Genomic DNA, 18,407 nt, shown 5'->3' with positions numbered 1-18,407 from the left:
TTTGCAGCTCCGCATTCCCGGCAGGCAATCACGATCCAGCGAAGGGATCGTGAGTCAATTCCGTGACCCGGATTTCGCTTCGCTCGATCCGGGCTACGAAAGACAGCTAGTACAGCGGCGGAATCTGGCCGACCTTGATCGGACCAAGCAGCACCGCGCCGTCGACAAATTTCAGCGGGAAGGCTCTCGCCTTCTTGCCCTCGAGCGTGCTCTCGGTGCCGATCGAGTTGATGCCGGCGGCAACGCCGGCATTGGCATTCTGCTTGATGACCTTGCCGAGGCCGGGAACGGCGCGATCGAGCGCGCCAAAGAGATTGTTGAGGTCCTTTGATTTCACGCCGGGGGCAACACGATCGAGCGTTGCCTGAGGCACGCCTTCTTCAAGCATCTTCTCGATGCCGAGCGCCGGGATCACGCGCTCGAGGCCGGTCACGGTCATCTGCAATTCGCCGTCCAGTCGGCCATTGGCCGAGAGGCCGAGCGTACCGGCCGCGACCGCGATCATCTCGCCCTGCTGGATTCGCGACTGCACGATCTCGATATGACCGCCGGCAGCCTGGATCTCACGGAAACGCTGCGGCCACGGCTTTGGCGTGAGATCGGAGAGCCCTGTGATCCTCGCGCGCGTATCCGCCTCGAACGGCTCGGCGAGCAGCGGATGGACGCCCAGGATGCTGGCTTGCGAGACCTGGAGCACGGTTTCGATCACGGGATGATCGGCCGGTGATCCATCGGCGAGACGTCCGTGCAGCTCGATCTGCCTGGCACGTGCAAGCGGCACCTGCACGGAGCCATCGACCCTGTTGAGGCTGGGATCGTCGAACACGATCGAGGCGCGCTCCGGGATGGCCGGCAGGCCGATCACGCTGCTGCGGCCCTTGCTCCAGTTCACCACGAAGGTGTCTTGCGTGACGCCGTCGACGAGGGTTGCCGGCGCGGAAAACTCGGCGATGACGTGCTTGGGATCGTAGACCTGCACCACAACGAGAATATTGTCGAGCCGCGCCGTGAACGGCGTCTTGCTCGCATTCTGCGAGACCAGCGCGACGCTGGCGCCGGAGCACTGGACCTCGAAACGGAACGGGAAGCCCGCGATCGAGCGCTTGGCGCAATCATAGATGCGGCCAGACTTGGCCTCCTGCGCGCGCCAGGCATCGACCGCGATTTCGGCCTGCGAGGCCGCATAGAACCAGAAGCCGCTCCAGGCGGCCGCGAGGATCAGGAGGAGGACGGGGGCAATGAAGAGCCCCCAACGGGAGCGCCGGCCTGCGGCGATGGTCATATCGGACATGCGGCGACCCTTTGGCCCCAGATTTTGTCAAATGTAAGCGGGGTTTGCCCCCAACAAAAGGCGGAGAATTCACTTCGCTTGGAGGCGCGGTTCTGGTAGCCGTGCCCGAAATGTCGGAAATCACCCTCCCCAACGTTACCACCGCCAAGGGCGACCTCTGGGTGTTCGGCTACGGATCGCTGATGTGGCGACCGGGCTTCGCATTCGAGGAGCGCGTCCCTGCCCGCCTCGTTGGCGAGCATCGCGCGCTCTGTGTGTATTCCTTCGTGCACCGCGGCACGCCGGAGCAACCGGGCCTGGTGCTGGGGCTCGACCGCGGCGGCGCCTGCCGCGGCATCGCCTTCCGCGTCGCCGAGAAGAACCGCGCCGACGTGGTCGCCTATCTGCGGGCGCGCGAACAGGTCACGTCGGTCTATCGCGAGGTGATGCGCTCGGTGTGGCTGGAGAACGAGGCGCGCGAGCGCGTCTCGGCGCTCGCCTACGTCGTCGACCGCGGTCATGTTCAATATGCCGGCCGGCTGTCGCTCGCCGAGCAGCACCGCCATGTGCTGCAGGGCCACGGCCAGTCCGGAGCCAACAGGGACTATGTGACGGCGACTGTGAAGGCGATCGAGGCCGAAGGCTTTCGCGACACGCAATTGCATCAGCTTGCGACGATGCTGCATGGCGATGCGCATTCGCTGCACGGCCAGGCTCCCGACGAGAACAGGGATAGCCGCTAGCTGCCAGACGGAGCGTAGCTCGGCGCGGAGCCGATCAACTGCTCCTGCTCTTTCCGTCCTGCTTCGACAATGCGGCCGGTCGCACCCTCGATCGCCGTCTGCACGCGCGTCAGAAACTCGTCCTTGGGCAGGCCCGGCGGCAGCGGATCGAGGAACTCCACCACCAGCGTGCCGGGATAGCGCATGAAGGTGCGACGTGGCCAGAACAGGCCGGAATTGAGCGCGATCGGCAGGCACTGCACACCGCAGGATGAATAGATCTGCGCAAAGCCGGTCTTGTAGTCTGGCGGCGCCCCGGGCGCGCGGCGCGTGCCTTCCGGGAAAATGACGAGCTGACTGCCGCCACGCACGGCCTCCCGTGCGCGGCGCGTCATGTCGAGCAGCGCCTTCACGCCGGCTTTGCGGTCGATCGCAATCATGCCCGTCTTGACCAGGAGCTGACCGAACACCGGAATCTGCATCAGCTGACGCTTGAGGATGAAGATCGGGTGGTTGAAGAAGCCCGGCAACACGAACGTCTCCCAGAACGACTGGTGTTTCGCAACGATCACCAGCGGCCCCTGCGGAATCTTCTCGACGCCGCGGAATTCCACCTTGATGTTGCAGATCACGCGCATCAGGACCAGCGTGACGTTCGCCCACCATTTCGCGACCGTCAGCGTGGTGCGCGGTGGCAATGCGAAGGTCGGCAGGGCCACGATGATCAGGCACACCAGCACGGCGTAGAACAGCACGTTGAAGACCAGCGAACGCAGGAAAATCAGGAACATCGAAAATCCGATCAATTGGCCTGCGCCGTCGCAGGCCGCCTGGATTGCAGACCTGCTGGCTGCTCCGACATCTCGGGAGAAAGGTCAATCCCGAAATCTTCCAGCCGCACCCTGAGCTCGGCGGCGATGTACTTGACATATTCCGACAAGAGCAGCCGCAGCGTCGAGGCCGAGGTCCACCATGGCTCCTCGCGCCATTTGTCGCCGACCACGGCGAACGGGATCAGCGCGGTCTCCGGCATCGCGTGCGAGAATTCCACCAGAGCGCGCGGCATGTGATAGTTCGAGGTGACCACGATCAGCGATTTGAAGCCGCGCCCCTCGGCCCAGCGTCGCGCCTCTGCGGCGTTGCCGCGGGTGGTGAGCGCAGTGCGGTCGAGATCGACGCAGCAGGTCATGAAGGACTGGTTCTCCGGTAGCGTGCGGGAAATATCGTTCGCGGTCGAGGTCGGGTGCACGCCCGAGATCAGCAGCCTTTTGCCGTATCCCGCGGCCAGCAGCTCCATCGCATCCGACACCCGCGAGGAGCCGCCGGTCAGCACCACGATTCCGTCGGCCTTGCGATCCGGCGCGGTCTCGGCGCCACGCAATTGCGTCAGGAACGCAACGAAACCCGCCGCCGCGCCGACAAAGGCGAACGCAATCGTCGACACGACGGTCGCGCGGAGCCAGCCGCGCGGCAGTTTCGGCGATCGATCGTCGGTCGGCGAGGTCATATGATGTCGGTGATCCCTTCCCCGGATTATTTTAGGACGTTTTGAGGCGAAGTGGAGTCCGGTTTATCCGGCTCAATCCACATCATTCAACGTCGCAAACAGCGTCTGGCGCGAGGCGACTGCGGTGATCCCACCGATCAGCACCGCCTGCACCGCGAGCACGACATAGCCTGAGGCACGCAGCGAGAAGGTGCCGAGCAGGGCCGCGAACTGATCGCCGACCGGGGTGCCGGAGAACCAGCCGGCGATCGACTCGGAGAAGCCGAACAGCAGCATGGCGGCGCCGCCGCCGATGACGCCGCCTTCGAGGCCGAGCCTGAGGAAGTGCCGCAGGAAGTGATTGGCGATGTAGCGGTCGCCGGCGCCGACGAAATGCAGCACTTCGACGATCGGGCGGTTCGCAGCCATGGCGCCGCGCGTTGCGAACGAAACCGAAATGATCGTCGCGACGATGACGAGCGCGAGAATGCCGATGCCGGAAAGCACGGTGGCATTGGTCATCGAGCGCATCCGTTCGATCCAGGCGCGGTGATCGTCGACGCTGGCGCTCGGCGCCACTTGCGTCACGCGCGCGCGCAAGCTGCCGAGGTCGAGCGCCGTTCCCGGCTGGACGCGCGCGATGATCATGCGTGGCACCGGCAGATCGTCCATCGACAGGCCGGTGCCGAGCCACGGCTCGAGCAGCTTGCCGCTCTCCTCCTTGGTGAAGGGCTTGACCTCGACGATGCCGGCCTGCGCGCGCATCGCCTCGGTGACGGCGGCCGTATCGCGCTCGATGTCGCGGCCGGATTGCGGGCGGACCTGGATGGTGATCTCGCTCGCGACATCCGATTGCCATTCCGCAGCCGAGGCGCTCACGAGCAGCACCGTGCCCGTCGTCATCGAGGCGAGGAAGGTCATGATGGCGACGACGGCGACCAGCGCACGACCGTGGATCGAGGCGCGCGGCACGATCGGCGACATGTTGCGCGCCCGCGCGGGGAGCTGCGGGCGCTCCTGTCCGAGATCGACCAATACGCCGCGCTCGTCGGTTCTACTCATAGACGTGCAACCGGCCCTGATGCAGCACGAAGCGGCGCGCTTCGTACTGGTCCATCAGCGCGATGTCGTGGGTTGCGATGATGACGGCGGTGCCTGACTTGTTGAGCTCGATGAACAGCCGCAGCAGGCGTCGCCCGAGCGTCGGATCGACGCTGCCGGTCGGCTCGTCCGCGAGCAGCAGTTGCGGTCGCGAGATCACCGCGCGCGCGATCGCCGCGCGCTGCTTCTCGCCGCCCGACAGGATCGGTGGCAGCGCATCCATGCGGTCGCCGAGGCCGACCCAGCGCAGGAGGTCGATGACCTCCTTGCGATAGCTCGATTCGCTGCGACCCATGACGCGGAACGGCAGCGCCACGTTCTCGTAGGTCGTCATGTGGTCGAGCAGGCGGAAATCCTGCAGCACGATGCCGATGCGCTTGCGCAGGTCGGCGATCTCGTCCTTGCCGAGCCGGGAGATGTCGTGGCCGAACAGATTGACGAGGCCGCGCGTCGGCCGATGCGACAGGAACAACAGGCGCAACAGCGACGTCTTGCCGGCGCCCGACGGGCCGGTAAGGAACTGGAAGGAATGCGCCGGGATCTGGAAACTGAGGTCGCGCAGGATCTCCGGTCCCAGACCGTACCGCAATCCGACATTTTCGAACCGAACCAAGTTCAGCTCCGTTCGAGGGGACGTCAACCGCACCGCCAGCGAGGTTTCGCCGCATGCGATCAGGGGGTTGTGCGACCGTTATGGTTTCCGGTTCGTTAACGGTCGCCCTGTAGCATCCCCGGCAGCATCCTTAGAAGTACTCTTCTTCGGAGGAGTAACCCTTCTCGGAAGAAACCCTTGGCGCCCGGTTCCGCGCGGCAAGGTCATCGTCGAGGCCGTCCATGCATATCGTCTGCCCCCATTGTACGACATCCTACGCCATCAAGCTTGCGAGCCTTGGGGCTAACGGCCGGACGGTCCGCTGCTCCCGCTGCAAGGAGACGTGGATGGCGCATCCCGAGGATGCCATCGAGGAGGCGGCCGTTCCGGCCTTGGCCGCGACCAGCCAGGCCGATGACCAGTCCGACCTCGCCACGCAGTGGAACTCCTACGCCAAGGACGATGCCGCCGAGGCCCCGGTGGTCGAAAGCCCCTCGATCGCCAGCGACTGGCCGACAGAGGATGCTGCCGAGCCAGAAGACGAATGGTCAGCGGCGGCCCGGGCTGCAGAAGAGGAAGTCGTCGGCGCCCAGCACCAATCCTGGTTCCGTGACCTGTTCAGCCGTCGCGGGGCCAAGGTGAGCAGGCCCAAGCCTGCCGTCGCCTCGCGCAAATCCTATTACGGCCTGCCGACCGCCTGCGCCGCCATGGGCGCGCTGGTTCTGGCGCTGGTGATCTGGCGCGGCGACATGGTTCGCCTGCTGCCTCAGACCGCGGCGTTCTACAAGATGGTCGGGCTGGAGGTGAACCTGCGCGGGCTCTCCTTCAAGGACGTCAAGCTCTCGACCGAGACCGTGGACGGTAAGCAGGTGCTGGTGATCGAGGGCGTGATCGTCGGCCAGGGCAAGAAGCCGCTCGATATTCCCAGGCTCCGTTTTGCGGTGCGCGACGCGCAAGGCGCCGAGATCTATGCTTGGAATTCGGTGCTGGAGCAGACCGTGCTGCAACCCGGCGAACGCGCCTTCTTCCGCTCACGCCTCGCCTCGCCGCCCCCGGAAGGCCGCAATATCGACGTTCGCTTCTTCAACCGGCGCGACATTGCCGGCGGTAGCGTATAATCACACGTCGTAGAGTTCGCACGGGGGTTTGTCCCATGCCAAAAGTCTTGATCGCCGATGACGAGGATTCGATGCGCCAGCTGGTGGCGCGCGCCATCGCCATGGACGGCCACGAGACCGTGACCGCACAGGACGGTGCCGAGGCGCTTGAGATCCTGACCCGCGAGGACGGCGCGTTCGACCTGTTGCTCACCGACATCCAGATGCCAGTCATGGACGGCATTGCGCTCGCGCTTTCCGCCGCGCGCGACTTTCCCCAGCTGACCATCTTGCTGATGACGGGTTTTGCCGATCAGCGCGAACGCGCCTCGAATTTGAATGCGCTGGTGCATGATGTCGTGACCAAGCCGTTCTCGGTGGCGGATATCCGCACGGCGGTCGCCGATGCGCTGGCGGCGAAGAAGGGATAGCGGCGGCCAGTGCCGCTGTGACGCAATCGTCGCTCCTCGCAAACGGTGTCGTCCTGGCGAAAGCCAGGACCCATACCGCGAGGTCTATCCATAGAGTTCGCTGGCAGTACCGGACGACGAGTCTTCGCCAAGCATCTCCCTGGGGTAATGGATCCTGGCTTTCGCCAGGACGACATCGGAGAGATAGTCGTCCCTCAAAAATCCTTCAGCAGCCGCTCGATGTAGTCGAGCTCGATCTGCGGGCGCGAGGGGTCGCCGAGGCGGCGGCGGAGTTCTTCGAGGATGCGGCGAACACGCTGCACGTCGATCTCGCCCGGAATCTTCACCGTGTAATCGTCGCCGAACTCGCGGCCGTGCAGCGGACGGCCGAGCGGGTCGGTCTGGTTGCCGCCGCTCTGCTGGCGGCCGGCGCGATTGCCGGGGCCATCGCCCTGACCGTCGCCGTCACCCTGCTGCATGGCCTCGGCCATCTTCTGGGCACCCTTGCGCATCGCCTCCAGCGCCTTGCCCTGGGAGTCCACCGCACCGTCGGCATTGCCGTCGCCGAGCTTGGAGCCCGCATCGCCCATGGCGTTGTCGGCGGAATCAAGCCCGCCTTCATCATCACCCTGGTCGGCGTCCTGATCGCCGTCCTGGCCCGGGTCGCCTGGCTGGCCCTTCTGCCCCTTCTGTCCTTGTTGCCCCTTCTGACTCTTCTGCGCGAGGCCGCGCTTGGCCATTTCGTCCTGGAGCTTCTTCAGCCGGTCGCGCAGCGCCTGCTGGTCCTGCTGCAGGTCCGACATCGACTGATCGCCCGGCTGCTGCTTGCCGCGCATGCGGTCGCGCCGGGAGTCCTGGCCCTGCTTGTAGGTCTTGTCGCGCAATTGCTGCTGCTTGCGGATCATGTCGCCGAGCTCGTTGAGCGCCTGCTCCATGTCGCTCTCGCCGGACTGTCCGGGCTGCGCCATCTGCAGGCCCTCCAGCATCTGCTGGAGCTGGTCGAGCAGCTGCTTGGCCGCATCCTTGTCGCCGGAGCGCGACAGGCGCTCCATGCGGTCGATCATGTTCTGCAGGTCCTGCTGGCGCAGGATTTTCGTGTTCGGATCGAGCGGCCGCGCGAGATTTTGCGCGTCCTTGTTGTTGCGGAACTGCTCGGCGAGCTGGCGCATGAAATTGTCGAGCGCCGCACGCAGATCCTGCGTGAGCTTCTTGATCTCGTCGTCACTGGCACCGCGCTCCAGCGCCTGCTTCAGCGCATCCTGCGCCGCGCGCAGCGCCTTCTCGACGTCGGAGATGTTGCCATCCTCGATCGTCACCGCGAGGGCCCACAGGCTCGCCACAACCTCGCGCAGCGCATCGTCGGTGCGCGCCGCCTCGAGCTGGCGCGCGACGCTGTAGAGGCCGAGATATTGCCCGGTCTCCTGCGTGAACAGTTCGGGCGCGATCATCAGCGCGTCGAGCGCAGTGTAGACGTCGGAATTCTTGTTGGCGTCGAGCGCGAGGATGCGGCGCTGCTCGATCAGTGCGCGTGCGAGCGGCTTGGTGAAGAGCCGCTCGGGCAGGCGCATGTTGAAAGGCTCGCTTCGAGCCTCGTTGCCGGCCTCGTCCCTGGCGGCGAGCGTCAGCGTGACGTCGGCGCCGGCATAGGGATCCTCGCTGAGATCCTTCACTGTCTGACCGACGCCGTTGCGGGTGCGCGCGTTCGGCAGCACCAGCGGGAATTGCGGCGGCTGGAACAGCGGCCGCGCCGCGGTTCTGGCATCGCCGGCCTTGCCGGCATCATTGCTGCGCGCGGCAACCTGCGCCTCGGCGCCGGTGACGCCGTAATCGTCCTCGATCTTGTAGACGAGCTGGAGCGCACCGCGGGCCTGGCGCTCCGGATCCTTGGCGAGCGCGATCGTCGGCGGACGATCCGGCGTCGCTGCAAACGCCCATTGCGGCTGACCCGAGGGCGCACGGACATGCGCAGTGCCGTCGCCTGTGATGGTGAAATGCTTCTCGTTGGTGCCCTTCGGCGCAGCTTCCTTGGGCTCGGCCTCCTTGAGGCCACCGGACACCACGACATCCAGGATGCCGCCGGAGGAGCGCACGATCAGGGTCGAGCCGGCGGGAACGGAGAGCGGGCCGGAGGACGGAAGTGCTGCGGCTTCCTTGTTGGCTGCCGACAGGATCACCGGCGGCTTCCCGGTGTAGAGCGGCGGCGTGACCCAGGCATCGACGCGGATGTTGGTCGGCGCCAGCACCCCGTTCCAGTCGAAGGCTGCGCCCAGCCGCATCGCGCGCTCGTCGCCGGCGGCAAAGAAGGTTGCGACCAGCATGATCATGACCAGCGCACGCAACGCCCAGGGGTCGTGGAGGGCGAGGCGCGGGTGCGGCAAGCCGGCGCGGATGCGCTTGAGCGAGGCCAGCGTGCGCTCGCGCTGGGCCTGCCAGAGCGCTTGCGCGATCGGGTCCTGCGAGGTCAGCGTGTCCGTGAGTGTCGTGGCCGGGCGGTGACGAATGCCCGAACCGCGATCAAGCCGGGCGAGCGCCTCTGGGCGGCTCGGCCAGCGAAACCGAATCAGCGGGAACAGGGCGGCGGCCGCAAGACCTGCGAAGATGACGAGGCCGATGGCACGCGCGACAGAGGGAAGCGCCAGCCAGAGGCCGGCCCAGGACACCACCAAAAACAGGCCGATAAGCGTGAGAACACGCGCCAGACCGGGCCAGGCACGCTCCCACGCGATGGCATAGGTGGACCGCTCGAGGGCCTGCGCCAGCTTCAGCCGCGACGAAGCATCGCCATCGCGAATCGGGTCTGACGGGTCGGGTGTGACGCCGTTCAATCAACTCTCCAGGTTACCCGGCAGAGAGAAGCGTACCACAACGGCAGCACTGAGGCATCCGTTCCTGTACGGGAGTGCCCCCTTTTCCCGCATAACACGAGGACGTGACTGGCGAGGGGCAACCCCGTAATTTCCGCGGCGCCATCCTAAGAGAATACCCGAGGGGAATAAGGAAACGCCATGGACAAGAAGATGCACGACAAGGGCCTGGAAGTCCGCAAAGCGGTGCTGGGGGAAGCCTATGTCAACAATGCGCTGAAGAACGTCGACGACTTCAACCGTCCGTTCCAGGAGATGCTCAACGAATATTGCTGGGGCACGGTGTGGGGCCGCGAGGAGCTGCCGCGCAAGACCCGCAGCATGCTCAACATCGCGATGATCGCGATCCTCAACCGCCAGCACGAGTTCCGCGCGCATCTGAAGGGCGCGCTGACCAACGGCGTCAGCCGCGACGAGATCCGCGAGATCCTGATGCAGGTCGCGATCTATGGCGGCATGCCGGCCGCCGTCGACAGCTTCCGCATCGCGCGCGAGGTATTCGCGGAGATCGACGGGAAGGCGTGAGGCGGTTTGCGTGAGGGAGGCAGCACTCCTCCCCGCCGTCGTCCTGGCGAAAGCCAGGACCCATAACCACCGTCGGATGTGATGCGAAGACTGGTGGTGACATCGCTCGTGGCGACTGCTTCTTGGGGTAATGGGTCCTGGCTTTCGCCAGGACGACACCGAGTATGTTGCGCGCAGCTCCGCCAAAACAACGAATAACCAAGACAAGGAAACACCATGGACATCGGATTCATCGGCCTCGGAAACATGGGTTTCCCGATGGCGCGACGGCTGGTCGAGGCGGGGCACAAGCTCGTCGTGTTCGACACCCGCAAGGAGGCCGTCGACAAGCTGGTCGCGCGCGGCGCGACCGCTGCGACGTCGCCGAAGGACGTTGCAGACAAGGTCGAGACCGTGATGGCGAGCCTGCCGTCGCTGCAGGCCTCGCTCGAGGTGGCCACGGGCGCGAACGGCGTGATCGAGGGCAGAAGCGCCAAACGCTTCATCGATCTCTCCACCGTCGGCTCGGCGATGGCGACAAAAATTCACGACCTGCTGGCCAAGCGCAACATCGTGCAGATCGACTGCCCGGTCTCGGGGGGCGTCGGCGGCGCCGAGAAGGGCACGCTGGCAGTGATGGTCTCAGGACCGAAGACGGAGTTCGAGCTGCTCAAGCCCGCGCTCGACGTGATCGGAAAGGTGTTCTTCATCGGCGAGAAGCCGGGTGCGGCGCAGACCATGAAGCTCGCCAACAACTTCCTCTCGGCCACTGCAATCGTGGCGACGTCGGAAGCGGTGGTGATGGGCGTGAAGGCCGGGCTCGATCCGGCCGTCATGATCGACGTCATCAATTCCGGCTCCGGCATGAACACTGCGAGCCGCGACAAGTTTCCCCGCTCGGTGCTGCCGCGGACCTTCGACTTCGGCTTCGCCACCGGATTGATGGTGAAGGACGTCCGGCTGGCGCTGGAGGAGATGAAACAGCTCGGCCTGTCGATGGAGGTTGCGGATGCCGTTGGTCGTCTGTGGGAGACCGTGATCGCTGCGGAAGGCGCCGGGTCCGATTTCACTGCAGCGATCAAGCCGATCGAGCGGAAGGCGGGGGTCGTCGTGGGCGGAACCAGGTAGCGCTCTCGACGAGAGCGCTACCACTGCGGATTTGCGAGGCTTATCAAGCAGTTTTGCCGGACCACCCCGTGTCAGGCGGACAACCCCAAGGCTACTGTGCATGGGGTTGTTTTCGGGGTTCGAGTTGTCCGCGCGAACTGGCGCGGTGCCGGCTCACAGCCACGGCGCCGGCGTATCCATCGCAATGAGCTGTTCGACCTCGATGCGCGGGCGCACGACCGCGTATTGATCACCCTTCACCAGCACCTCAGGCACCAGCGGCCGGGTGTTGTAGGTACCGGCCTGCACGGCGCCATAGGCGCCCGCGGTCATGATGGCGATGAGATCGCCGGGCTTCGGCGTCGGCAGCGTGCGGTCGAGCGCGAGGTAGTCGCCGGTCTCGCAGACGGGACCAACAACGTCGGCCACGATGGTGGCCGCGCCCTTGGCCGGCTGCGTCACCGGCAGGATGTCATGATGCGCCTCGTACAGCGTCGGACGAATGAGGTCGTTCATCGCAGCGTCGATGATGACGAAGTTCTTGCCGTCGCCATGCTTCACGTAGATCACCTTGGCAACGAGGATGCCGGCATTGCCGACGATCATGCGGCCCGGCTCGAACATCAGCGTGCAGCCGAGATTGTGGCTGACGCGCTTGACCATCGCGGCATAGGCATCCGGCGCCGGCGGCGCCTCGCGGTCCATGTAGTAGGGAATGCCGAGCCCGCCGCCGAAATCGACGTGGCTGATGTTGTGGCCGTCGGCGCGCAGCGCCTGCACGAATTCGGAGAGGATGCGGAACGCCGTCTCCATCTTGGACAGATCGGTGATCTGGCTGCCGATGTGAACGTCGGTGCCTGTCACCTCGATGCCCGGCAGCTTCGCGGCGCGCGCATAAACCTCGCGCGCATGCACGATCGGGATGCCGAACTTGTTCTCTGACTTGCCGGTGGAGATCTTGGCGTGCGTGCCGGCATCGACATCGGGATTGACGCGCACGGAGATCCGCGCGGTCTTGCCCATCTCGGTCGCAAGGCGCGACAGCAATTCGAGCTCGGGCTCGGATTCGACGTTGAGGCAGAGGATGTCGGCGGCGAGCGCCGCGCGCAGCTCGGTCTCGGTCTTGCCGACGCCGGAGAACACGATCTTGTCGGCGGGAATACCGGCGGCGAGCGCGCGCTTCAATTCACCGCCCGAGACGACGTCGGCGCCCGCACCAAGCTTGGCAAGCGTGCGCAGCACCGACTGGTTAGAGTTCGCCTTCATGGCGTAGCAGACCAGCACCTTCTCGCCGGCAAAGGCATCAACGAAGACGCGGTAATGCCGCTCCAGCGTCGCGGTCGAATAGCAATAGAACGGCGTGCCGACGGACGCGGCCAGCTCGGACAGGTTCACCGCCTCGGCGTGCAGCACGCCGTTGCGATAGTCGAAATGGTTCATGGCGTTTGGCTCAGTTGCCCCAGCCTATCGGCTGGGCTTTTCGTCCAGGAGCGGATCGAGGATAAACGGTTTTTTCCGGCCTTTGGTCGCCGCCGGCGGCGCGTCCGCGCCATAGGTCGGATTGAACACGCTCGGCGTCTTCTGGGCTTCGGTCTCGGTGTCGGCGGGCGCGGCGATATTGGCCGTGGACGCGTTGGAGGCGGTCGGCGGCAGATCCAGCGGGCCCTTGCGGCCGCAGCCGGCGAGCGCAAGTGCGCTCAGGCTCAAGACAATGATGGCCCACCCCGAGCCGGCCGGGCGAAACTTTGACGTCACGACGAAATCCCCACTACGCGGGGCGCACCATACAGAGATTGGCGCGCTCTGGCGAGAGCCGGATGACCATGAAACATAAGCGAAATTTTGCCCTCAGCCCAATTTTCGCTCTTTTTCCAACCGCTTCACCCAGCTCTTTGCCTGCGACGCCACGTTCTTCGGCGCGGTGCCGCCGAAGCTGGTGCGGCTCTTGACCGACGATTCGACCGAGAGCACGCCGAGCACGTCCTTCGTGATCTTCGGCTCGATCGCCTGCATCTCCTTGAGCGGCAGTTCGTGCAGCGCCACGCCGCCCTCGGCCGCCTTGGCGACGATGCGGCCGGTGACGTGGTGGGCCTCGCGGAACGGCATCTTCAGCGTCCGCACCAGCCAGTCGGCGAGATCGGTTGCGGTCGCGTAGCCTTCACCGGCAGCCGCCTTCATCCTGGCCTCGTCAGGCACGAGGTCGCGGACCATGCCGGTCATGGCGCGGATCGCCAGCGACAGCGCAGCAAAGCCCTCCATGGCGCCCTGCTTGTCCTCCTGCATGTCCTTTTGATAGGCAAGCGGCAGGCCCTTCATCACGATCAACAGACCGTTGAGCGCGCCGATGACGCGGCCAGTCTTGGCGCGCACCAGCTCGGCGGCATCAGGATTGCGCTTCTGCGGCATGATCGAGGAGCCGGTGGTGAACTTGTCGCTGAGGCGGATCATGCCGACAAGCGGCGAGGTCCAGATCACGATTTCTTCCGCAAAGCGCGACATGTGCACGGCGCAGATCGAGGCGGCCGATAGCGTCTCCAGCACGAAGTCGCGATCGGAGACGGCGTCGAGCGAGTTCGCCATCGGACGATCGAAGGCCAGCGCCTTCGCGGTGGCGTGACGGTCGATCGGGAACGAGGTGCCGGCGAGCGCGGCAGCACCGAGCGGAGATTCATTGAGCCGCTTGCGCGCATCCTGGAAACGGCCGCGATCGCGCGCGGCCATCTCGACATAGGCGAGCAGATGGTGGCCGAAGGTGACGGGCTGCGCGGTCTGCAGATGCGTGAAGCCGGGCATGACAGTGCCGGCATGCTCCAGCGCGCGTTCCACCAGCGCCTGCTGGAACGCGGCGAGCGCCGCGTCGGTCTCGTCGACGATGTCGCGGACATAGAGACGGAAATCGGTCGCAACCTGGTCGTTGCGCGAGCGTGCGGTGTGCAGCCGGCCGGCGGCGGGGCCGATCAGCTCCGACAGACGGCTTTCGACATTCATATGAATGTCCTCGAGCGCGCGCTTGAACTCGAAGCCGCCCTTGCCGATCTCTGACAAAATCGTGTCTAGACCCTTGCCGATATTTTTCGCATCAGAGGCCGTGATGATGCCGTTCGCGGCAAGCATCGCGGCGTGGGCCTTGGACGCGGCAATGTCCTGGGCGTAGAGGTGACGATCGACGTCGATGGAGACGTTGATCTCTTCCATGATCTCGTCGGGACGTTCCGAGAACCGGCCGCCCCACATCTTGTTGCTCATGATCCCCTGCTCACGCCTTGCTTTGCCGCATGTTTGCTGGCGGAGGCCAGCCGTATTAAGAGGCCCCTGATAGCCATATCTGCGACCGGATGACAAACGATATGCTCGACCCGAAGCCCTCCGCCACGCGCCGGATCCCCGTCGTCATCGCCACCGTGGTGGTCGGCGGGCTGGCCGGCTTCGCCGCGCTCTACGGACTCGGCCTGAGCCGGGCCCCGTCGGGCGATCCGGCCTGCCGGGCGGCGGTCGCGACCGCGCAGAAGATCGCCCCGCTCGCGCATGGCGAGGTGGCGGCGCTGACGATGGCCAGTGCACCCCTGAAGCTGCCGGATCTGACCTTTGAGGACGCCGAGGGCAAGCCGAAGAAGCTGTCCGATTTCCGCGGCAAGACCCTGCTGGTCAACCTCTGGGCCACCTGGTGCGTGCCCTGTCGAAAAGAGATGCCGGCGCTGGACCAGCTCCAGGCCAAGCTGTCGGGCCCTGATTTCGAGGTGGTGGCGATCAATATCGACACCCGAGACCCCGAGAAGCCGAAGACCTTCCTGAAAGACGCCAATCTGACCCGGCTTGGCTATTTCACCGACCAGAAAGCCAAGGTTTTCCAGGATCTTAAGGCCATAGGCCGGGCCTTGGGCATGCCGACCTCGGTGCTGGTCGACCCGCAGGGCTGCGAGATCGCGACCATCGCGGGCCCGGCCGAATGGGCGAGCGAGGACGCGCTGAAGCTGATAAGGGCCGCGGTGAAGCCGGCGACGGCGTCGTATTAGGCGGAGATATTGAGGTTGCCGCCGACCCCTGGGCCGACATTGGCGAGCGAGGGCTGACCGGCGCCGAGCAGCGTCAGGACGGCGGATTTCTCCGCATCCGCGTTCTGCTTCATCAGCGTCGCCGAGATGTTCGACTGCAGCGCGCCCTGCTGTGAGGCCAGCATGGTGCTGACCATCGCCATCGTGTCCATTACGCAACCCTCTTGCCAGCCGAAACCTAGGCCTGGTCGGTTAACGGGACATGAATCGTCACGGAGCAGTACGGCAAGCGTGTCCCGGACAAGGGGCGGCACGCAAGTGACGCACCGCAGAGCCGGGACCCAGCCTTCAGCGCGCACGCGGCTTCTGGGCCCCGGCTCTGCAGCGCACCGCTAACGCGCTGCGCAGCGTCCGGGGCACGAGACCTTCTTACCGCGTCGGAACCGGCTTGGCGCCGCGGTAGTCGTAGAAGCCGCGCTGTGTCTTGCGGCCGAGCCAGCCGGCCTCGACATATTTCACAAGTAGCGGGCACGGACGGTACTTGGAGTCGGCGAGCCCCTCATGCAGCACCTGCATGATCGACAAGCAAGTATCGAGGCCGATGAAATCGGCAAGCTCCAGCGGGCCCATCGGATGGTGAGCGCCGAGCTTCATCGCCGCGTCGATGGCCTCGACGTTGCCGACGCCTTCATACAGCGTGTAGATCGCCTCGTTGATCATCGGCAGCAAAATGCGGTTGACGATGAAGGCCGGGAAATCCTCGGAGACAGCGACCTGCTTGCCGAGCTTGGCGACGAATTCCTTGGACGCCTCGAATGTCGAATCGTCGGTGGCGATGCCGCGGATCAACTCGACCAGCTCCATCAGCGGCACCGGATTCATGAAGTGAATGCCGATGAAGCGCTCGGGCCGGTCGGTGGCGGCGGCAAGGCGGGTGATCGAGATCGAGGACGTGTCGGAGGCAACGATCGCCTCGGGCTTCAGCACCGCGCAGAGCTCGTGGAAGATCTTGCGCTTGACCTCTTCCTTCTCGACCGCGGTCTCGATCACGAGGTCGCAATCGGCGAGGTCGTCGAGCTTCTCGGCCAGCGAGATGCGCGCCATCGCCTTGTTCTTGTCGTCCTCGGAGACGGCCTTCTTGGAGACCTGGCGCGCCAGATTGCCGTTGATGGTGGCCATGCCCGACTTGAGGCGGTCCGCCGAGATGTCGTTGAGCACCACATCGAAGCCGGCCAGGGCCGCGACATGCGCGATGCCATTGCCCATTTGACCCGCGCCGATCACGCCGACCTTCTTGATCACTGCCGCCATAATGTCATCCACCGGAACGGCGCGCATATCGCGCCCTGCCTAATCCCTGAGCCGGGAGGTCTGATTTAATCAGAAACCCGATTAGATCAGAATCCTGGCTCGAAACCTAGATTGGATCGCTTCCAAGGCGCGCCCCACGCCAAAGAAAACGCCTCAGAAATGCAACACCGGCCGGAGTTTATACCTCCGGCCGGTGTTTTGAACGCGTTTTACTTGCCGAGCTTGCCGAGCTCGGCCGTCAGCTCCGGAACCGCCTGGTAGAGGTCGGCGACCAGGCCGTAATCGGCCACCTGGAAGATCGGCGCGTCCTCGTCCTTGTTGATCGCGACGATCACCTTGGAGTCCTTCATGCCGGCCAGATGCTGGATGGCGCCGGAAATGCCCACCGCGACATAGAGCTCGGGGGCCACGACCTTGCCGGTCTGGCCGACCTGCCAATCGTTCGGCGCATAGCCGGCGTCCACCGCCGCGCGCGAGGCACCGACGCCGGCACCGAGCTTGTCGGCCAGCGGCTCGATATATTTGGCGAAGTTCTCGCGGCTCTGCATGGCGCGGCCACCGGAGACGATGATCTTGGCCGAGGTCAGCTCGGGACGGTCGCTCTTGGCGACTTCCTCGCCGACGAAGGACGACAGGCCGGGATCTGCCGCAGCCGCAACGCTCTCGACGCTCGCGCTGCCGCCTTCGCCCGCGGCGGCGAAGGTGGAGGTACGGACCGTGATGACCTTCTTGGCGTCCTTCGACTTCACCGTCTGGATGGCGTTGCCGGCATAGATCGGACGCTCATAGGTGTCGGGAGCGACGACCTTGATGATCTCCGAGACCTGCATGACGTCGAGGAGAGCTGCGACGCGCGGCATCACGTTCTTGAAGCGCGAGGTCGCAGGCGCGACGATCGCGTCGTAGGACGGCGCAAGCGAGACGATCAGTGCGGCCAGCGGCTCGGCGAGATCGTGCGCATAGAGTGCGCCGTCGGCGAGCAGCACCTTCTTCACCCCGGCGAGCTTGGCAGCGGCATCGGCCGCAGCCCTGGCGTTCTCGCCAGCCACCAGCACGTCGACATCCGCACCGAGCGCAGCAGCCGCGGTCAGGGCCTTGTTGGTCGCATCCTTGAGCGACGCATTGTCGTGTTCGGCAATCAGCAGCGTCGTCATCAGAGCACCCCGGCTTCGTTCTTGAGTTTCGAGACCAGCTCGGCGACGTCCTTGACCTTGACGCCAGCCTTGCGGCCTGCCGGTTCAGTCGTCTTGAGAACCTCGAGACGCGCGGTGACGTCGACGCCGTAATCGGCGACGGTCTTGTCCGCGATCGGCTTCTTCTTCGCCTTCATGATGTTGGGCAGCGAGGCATAGCGCGGCTCGTTGAGACGGAGGTCGGTGGTGACGATCGCCGGTCCCTTGAGCTTGACGGTCTGCAGGCCGCCGTCGACCTCGCGGGTGACCTTGAAGTCCGAACCTTCGACCTCGAGCTTCGAAGCGAACGTCGCCTGCGACCAGCCGAGCAGCGCGGCCAGCATCTGGCCGGTCTGGTTGCTGTCGTCGTCGATCGCCTGCTTGCCGAGGATGATCAGGCCGGGCTGCTCTTCTTCAGCCACCTTCTTCAGGATCTTGGCGACCGCGAGCGGCTCGACGGTGCCCTCGGTCTTCACCAGGATGCCGCGATCGGCACCCATGGCAAGACCAGTGCGGATCGTCTCCGATGCCTGCGCAGGTCCAATGGAGACCACAACGACCTCGGTCGCCTTGCCCGCTTCCTTCAGACGCAGCGCTTCCTCGACCGCGATTTCGTCGAACGGGTTCATCGACATCTTGACGTTGGCGAGTTCAACGCCCGATCCATCGCCCTTGACGCGGACCTTGACGTTGTAATCGACCACCCGCTTTACCGGCACTAAGACCTTCATCGATCCTCTTTCACTCAATCTAGGAGGGGGGTTATTCAACTGGCGCGG

19 protein-coding genes are annotated in these 18,407 nt (G+C 65.1%); 6 read left to right on the top strand and 13 right to left on the bottom strand.

Annotation, left to right across the window (positions count from 1 at the left end; translation table 11 throughout):
- Positions 1 to 106 precede the first annotated feature (106 nt).
- Positions 107 to 1,291: a DUF2125 domain-containing protein gene (locus M2427_RS05545; RefSeq protein WP_280705184.1), complete on the bottom strand. Its 1,185-nt coding sequence runs from the start codon at positions 1,289 to 1,291 to the stop codon at positions 107 to 109.
- 110 nt (positions 1,292 to 1,401) lie between these two features.
- Between M2427_RS05545 and M2427_RS05540 the strand changes: the two genes are divergently transcribed.
- Positions 1,402 to 2,013: a gamma-glutamylcyclotransferase gene (locus M2427_RS05540; RefSeq protein WP_280705183.1), complete on the top strand. Its 612-nt coding sequence runs from the start codon at positions 1,402 to 1,404 to the stop codon at positions 2,011 to 2,013.
- Here the strand turns inward: M2427_RS05540 and M2427_RS05535 are convergent.
- The 4 genes from M2427_RS05535 to ftsE all read right to left on the bottom strand — a co-directional run bounded on the left by M2427_RS05535 (position 2,010) and on the right by ftsE (position 5,192).
- Positions 2,010 to 2,783: a lysophospholipid acyltransferase family protein gene (locus tag M2427_RS05535; protein WP_280705182.1), complete on the bottom strand. Its 774-nt coding sequence runs from the start codon at positions 2,781 to 2,783 to the stop codon at positions 2,010 to 2,012. The genes M2427_RS05540 and M2427_RS05535 overlap by 4 nt on opposite strands.
- Before the next feature lie 11 nt (positions 2,784 to 2,794).
- Complete coding sequence (locus M2427_RS05530) at positions 2,795 to 3,499, bottom strand: YdcF family protein (protein WP_280705180.1); 705 nt, start codon at positions 3,497 to 3,499, stop codon at positions 2,795 to 2,797.
- Positions 3,500 to 3,571: 72 nt separating this feature from the next.
- Positions 3,572 to 4,540, bottom strand: a complete 969-nt coding sequence (locus tag M2427_RS05525; RefSeq protein ID WP_280705179.1) for an ABC transporter permease — start codon at positions 4,538 to 4,540, stop codon at positions 3,572 to 3,574.
- Positions 4,533 to 5,192: a cell division ATP-binding protein FtsE gene (gene ftsE / locus M2427_RS05520; protein WP_280705178.1), complete on the bottom strand. Its 660-nt coding sequence runs from the start codon at positions 5,190 to 5,192 to the stop codon at positions 4,533 to 4,535. Before ftsE ends, M2427_RS05525 begins: the two co-directional genes overlap by 8 nt.
- Before the next feature lie 221 nt (positions 5,193 to 5,413).
- On the opposite strand from ftsE, the gene M2427_RS05515 reads away from it, so the two are divergent.
- Both M2427_RS05515 and M2427_RS05510 read left to right on the top strand, forming a co-directional pair.
- Positions 5,414 to 6,289, top strand: coding sequence for an MJ0042-type zinc finger domain-containing protein (locus M2427_RS05515; protein WP_280705177.1), 876 nt, complete (start codon positions 5,414 to 5,416; stop codon positions 6,287 to 6,289).
- Positions 6,290 to 6,324: 35 nt separating this feature from the next.
- Positions 6,325 to 6,699, top strand: a complete 375-nt coding sequence (locus M2427_RS05510) for a response regulator (protein ID WP_027530607.1) — start codon at positions 6,325 to 6,327, stop codon at positions 6,697 to 6,699.
- A 194-nt stretch (positions 6,700 to 6,893) separates the two neighbouring features.
- Here M2427_RS05510 and M2427_RS05505 read toward each other — a convergent pair whose 3' ends face one another.
- Positions 6,894 to 9,503 (bottom strand): TIGR02302 family protein, encoded by a 2,610-nt coding sequence (locus M2427_RS05505; protein WP_280705176.1) that lies wholly within the window; start codon positions 9,501 to 9,503, stop codon positions 6,894 to 6,896.
- A gap of 180 nt (positions 9,504 to 9,683) precedes the next feature.
- Here M2427_RS05505 and M2427_RS05500 point away from each other — a divergent pair, with 180 nt between their 5' ends.
- Entirely contained in the window at positions 9,684 to 10,067 is a 384-nt protein-coding gene (locus tag M2427_RS05500) for a carboxymuconolactone decarboxylase family protein (protein ID WP_014491654.1), read from the top strand.
- A 216-nt stretch (positions 10,068 to 10,283) separates the two neighbouring features.
- Positions 10,284 to 11,174: an NAD(P)-dependent oxidoreductase gene (locus tag M2427_RS05495; RefSeq protein ID WP_280705175.1), complete on the top strand. Its 891-nt coding sequence runs from the start codon at positions 10,284 to 10,286 to the stop codon at positions 11,172 to 11,174.
- A 153-nt stretch (positions 11,175 to 11,327) separates the two neighbouring features.
- On the opposite strand, the gene lysA is transcribed toward M2427_RS05495, so the two are convergent.
- The 3 genes from lysA to argH form a co-directional block, all read right to left on the bottom strand.
- The gene (gene lysA, locus M2427_RS05490; protein ID WP_280705174.1) at positions 11,328 to 12,593 is read right to left on the bottom strand and encodes a diaminopimelate decarboxylase; all 1,266 of its coding nucleotides are present in this window, start codon (positions 12,591 to 12,593) and stop codon (positions 11,328 to 11,330) included.
- A 24-nt stretch (positions 12,594 to 12,617) separates the two neighbouring features.
- Positions 12,618 to 12,908 carry a lipoprotein gene (locus M2427_RS05485; RefSeq protein WP_280705173.1) on the bottom strand — a complete coding sequence of 97 codons (291 nt, stop codon included), beginning with the start codon at positions 12,906 to 12,908 and terminating at the stop codon, positions 12,618 to 12,620.
- A 93-nt stretch (positions 12,909 to 13,001) separates the two neighbouring features.
- On the bottom strand, positions 13,002 to 14,399 hold the full coding sequence (argH, locus tag M2427_RS05480) for an argininosuccinate lyase (RefSeq protein WP_280705171.1): 1,398 nt from the start codon (positions 14,397 to 14,399) through the stop codon (positions 13,002 to 13,004).
- Positions 14,400 to 14,500: 101 nt separating this feature from the next.
- Between argH and M2427_RS05475 the strand changes: the two genes are divergently transcribed.
- Complete coding sequence (locus M2427_RS05475; RefSeq protein ID WP_280705170.1) at positions 14,501 to 15,166, top strand: TlpA disulfide reductase family protein; 666 nt, start codon at positions 14,501 to 14,503, stop codon at positions 15,164 to 15,166.
- On the opposite strand, the gene M2427_RS05470 is transcribed toward M2427_RS05475, so the two are convergent.
- The 4 genes from M2427_RS05470 to M2427_RS05455 all read right to left on the bottom strand — a co-directional run bounded on the left by M2427_RS05470 (position 15,163) and on the right by M2427_RS05455 (position 18,359).
- Positions 15,163 to 15,357 carry a putative motility protein gene (locus tag M2427_RS05470; RefSeq protein ID WP_212234002.1) on the bottom strand — a complete coding sequence of 65 codons (195 nt, stop codon included), beginning with the start codon at positions 15,355 to 15,357 and terminating at the stop codon, positions 15,163 to 15,165. The two genes, M2427_RS05475 and M2427_RS05470, sit on opposite strands and share 4 nt — an antisense overlap.
- Before the next feature lie 217 nt (positions 15,358 to 15,574).
- Positions 15,575 to 16,456 carry a 3-hydroxybutyryl-CoA dehydrogenase gene (locus M2427_RS05465; protein ID WP_280705169.1) on the bottom strand — a complete coding sequence of 294 codons (882 nt, stop codon included), beginning with the start codon at positions 16,454 to 16,456 and terminating at the stop codon, positions 15,575 to 15,577.
- Between the two features lie 209 nt (positions 16,457 to 16,665).
- Entirely contained in the window at positions 16,666 to 17,610 is a 945-nt protein-coding gene (locus M2427_RS05460) for an FAD-binding protein (protein ID WP_280705168.1), read from the bottom strand.
- Positions 17,610 to 18,359 carry an electron transfer flavoprotein subunit beta/FixA family protein gene (locus M2427_RS05455; RefSeq protein WP_280705167.1) on the bottom strand — a complete coding sequence of 250 codons (750 nt, stop codon included), beginning with the start codon at positions 18,357 to 18,359 and terminating at the stop codon, positions 17,610 to 17,612. Before M2427_RS05455 ends, M2427_RS05460 begins: the two co-directional genes overlap by 1 nt.
- Positions 18,360 to 18,407: the final 48 nt, after the last annotated feature.

The organism is Bradyrhizobium sp. BR13661, assembly GCF_029892425.1.
Classification (GTDB): domain Bacteria; phylum Pseudomonadota; class Alphaproteobacteria; order Rhizobiales; family Xanthobacteraceae; genus Bradyrhizobium.
Note: the sequence above shows the minus strand (reverse complement) of the source record. Positions and strands in the feature narration are given on the sequence as shown.

Excerpts from the sequence above, each read along its gene's own strand:
- M2427_RS05545 (WP_280705184.1), bottom strand. The coding sequence starts at position 1,291 with ATGTCCGATATGACCATCGCCGCAGGCCGGCGCTCCCGTTGGGGGCTC.
- M2427_RS05540 (WP_280705183.1), top strand. The coding sequence starts at position 1,402 with ATGTCGGAAATCACCCTCCCCAACGTTACCACCGCCAAGGGCGACCTC.
- M2427_RS05535 (WP_280705182.1), bottom strand. The coding sequence starts at position 2,783 with ATGTTCCTGATTTTCCTGCGTTCGCTGGTCTTCAACGTGCTGTTCTAC.
- M2427_RS05530 (WP_280705180.1), bottom strand. The coding sequence starts at position 3,499 with ATGACCTCGCCGACCGACGATCGATCGCCGAAACTGCCGCGCGGCTGG.
- M2427_RS05525 (WP_280705179.1), bottom strand. The coding sequence starts at position 4,540 with ATGAGTAGAACCGACGAGCGCGGCGTATTGGTCGATCTCGGACAGGAG.
- M2427_RS05515 (WP_280705177.1), top strand. The coding sequence starts at position 5,414 with ATGCATATCGTCTGCCCCCATTGTACGACATCCTACGCCATCAAGCTT.
- M2427_RS05510 (WP_027530607.1), top strand. The coding sequence starts at position 6,325 with ATGCCAAAAGTCTTGATCGCCGATGACGAGGATTCGATGCGCCAGCTG.
- M2427_RS05500 (WP_014491654.1), top strand. The coding sequence starts at position 9,684 with ATGGACAAGAAGATGCACGACAAGGGCCTGGAAGTCCGCAAAGCGGTG.
- M2427_RS05495 (WP_280705175.1), top strand. The coding sequence starts at position 10,284 with ATGGACATCGGATTCATCGGCCTCGGAAACATGGGTTTCCCGATGGCG.
- lysA (WP_280705174.1), bottom strand. The coding sequence starts at position 12,593 with ATGAACCATTTCGACTATCGCAACGGCGTGCTGCACGCCGAGGCGGTG.
- argH (WP_280705171.1), bottom strand. The coding sequence starts at position 14,399 with ATGAGCAACAAGATGTGGGGCGGCCGGTTCTCGGAACGTCCCGACGAG.
- M2427_RS05475 (WP_280705170.1), top strand. The coding sequence starts at position 14,501 with ATGCTCGACCCGAAGCCCTCCGCCACGCGCCGGATCCCCGTCGTCATC.
- M2427_RS05470 (WP_212234002.1), bottom strand. The coding sequence starts at position 15,357 with ATGGACACGATGGCGATGGTCAGCACCATGCTGGCCTCACAGCAGGGC.
- M2427_RS05465 (WP_280705169.1), bottom strand. The coding sequence starts at position 16,456 with ATGGCGGCAGTGATCAAGAAGGTCGGCGTGATCGGCGCGGGTCAAATG.
- M2427_RS05460 (WP_280705168.1), bottom strand. The coding sequence starts at position 17,610 with ATGACGACGCTGCTGATTGCCGAACACGACAATGCGTCGCTCAAGGAT.
- M2427_RS05455 (WP_280705167.1), bottom strand. The coding sequence starts at position 18,359 with ATGAAGGTCTTAGTGCCGGTAAAGCGGGTGGTCGATTACAACGTCAAG.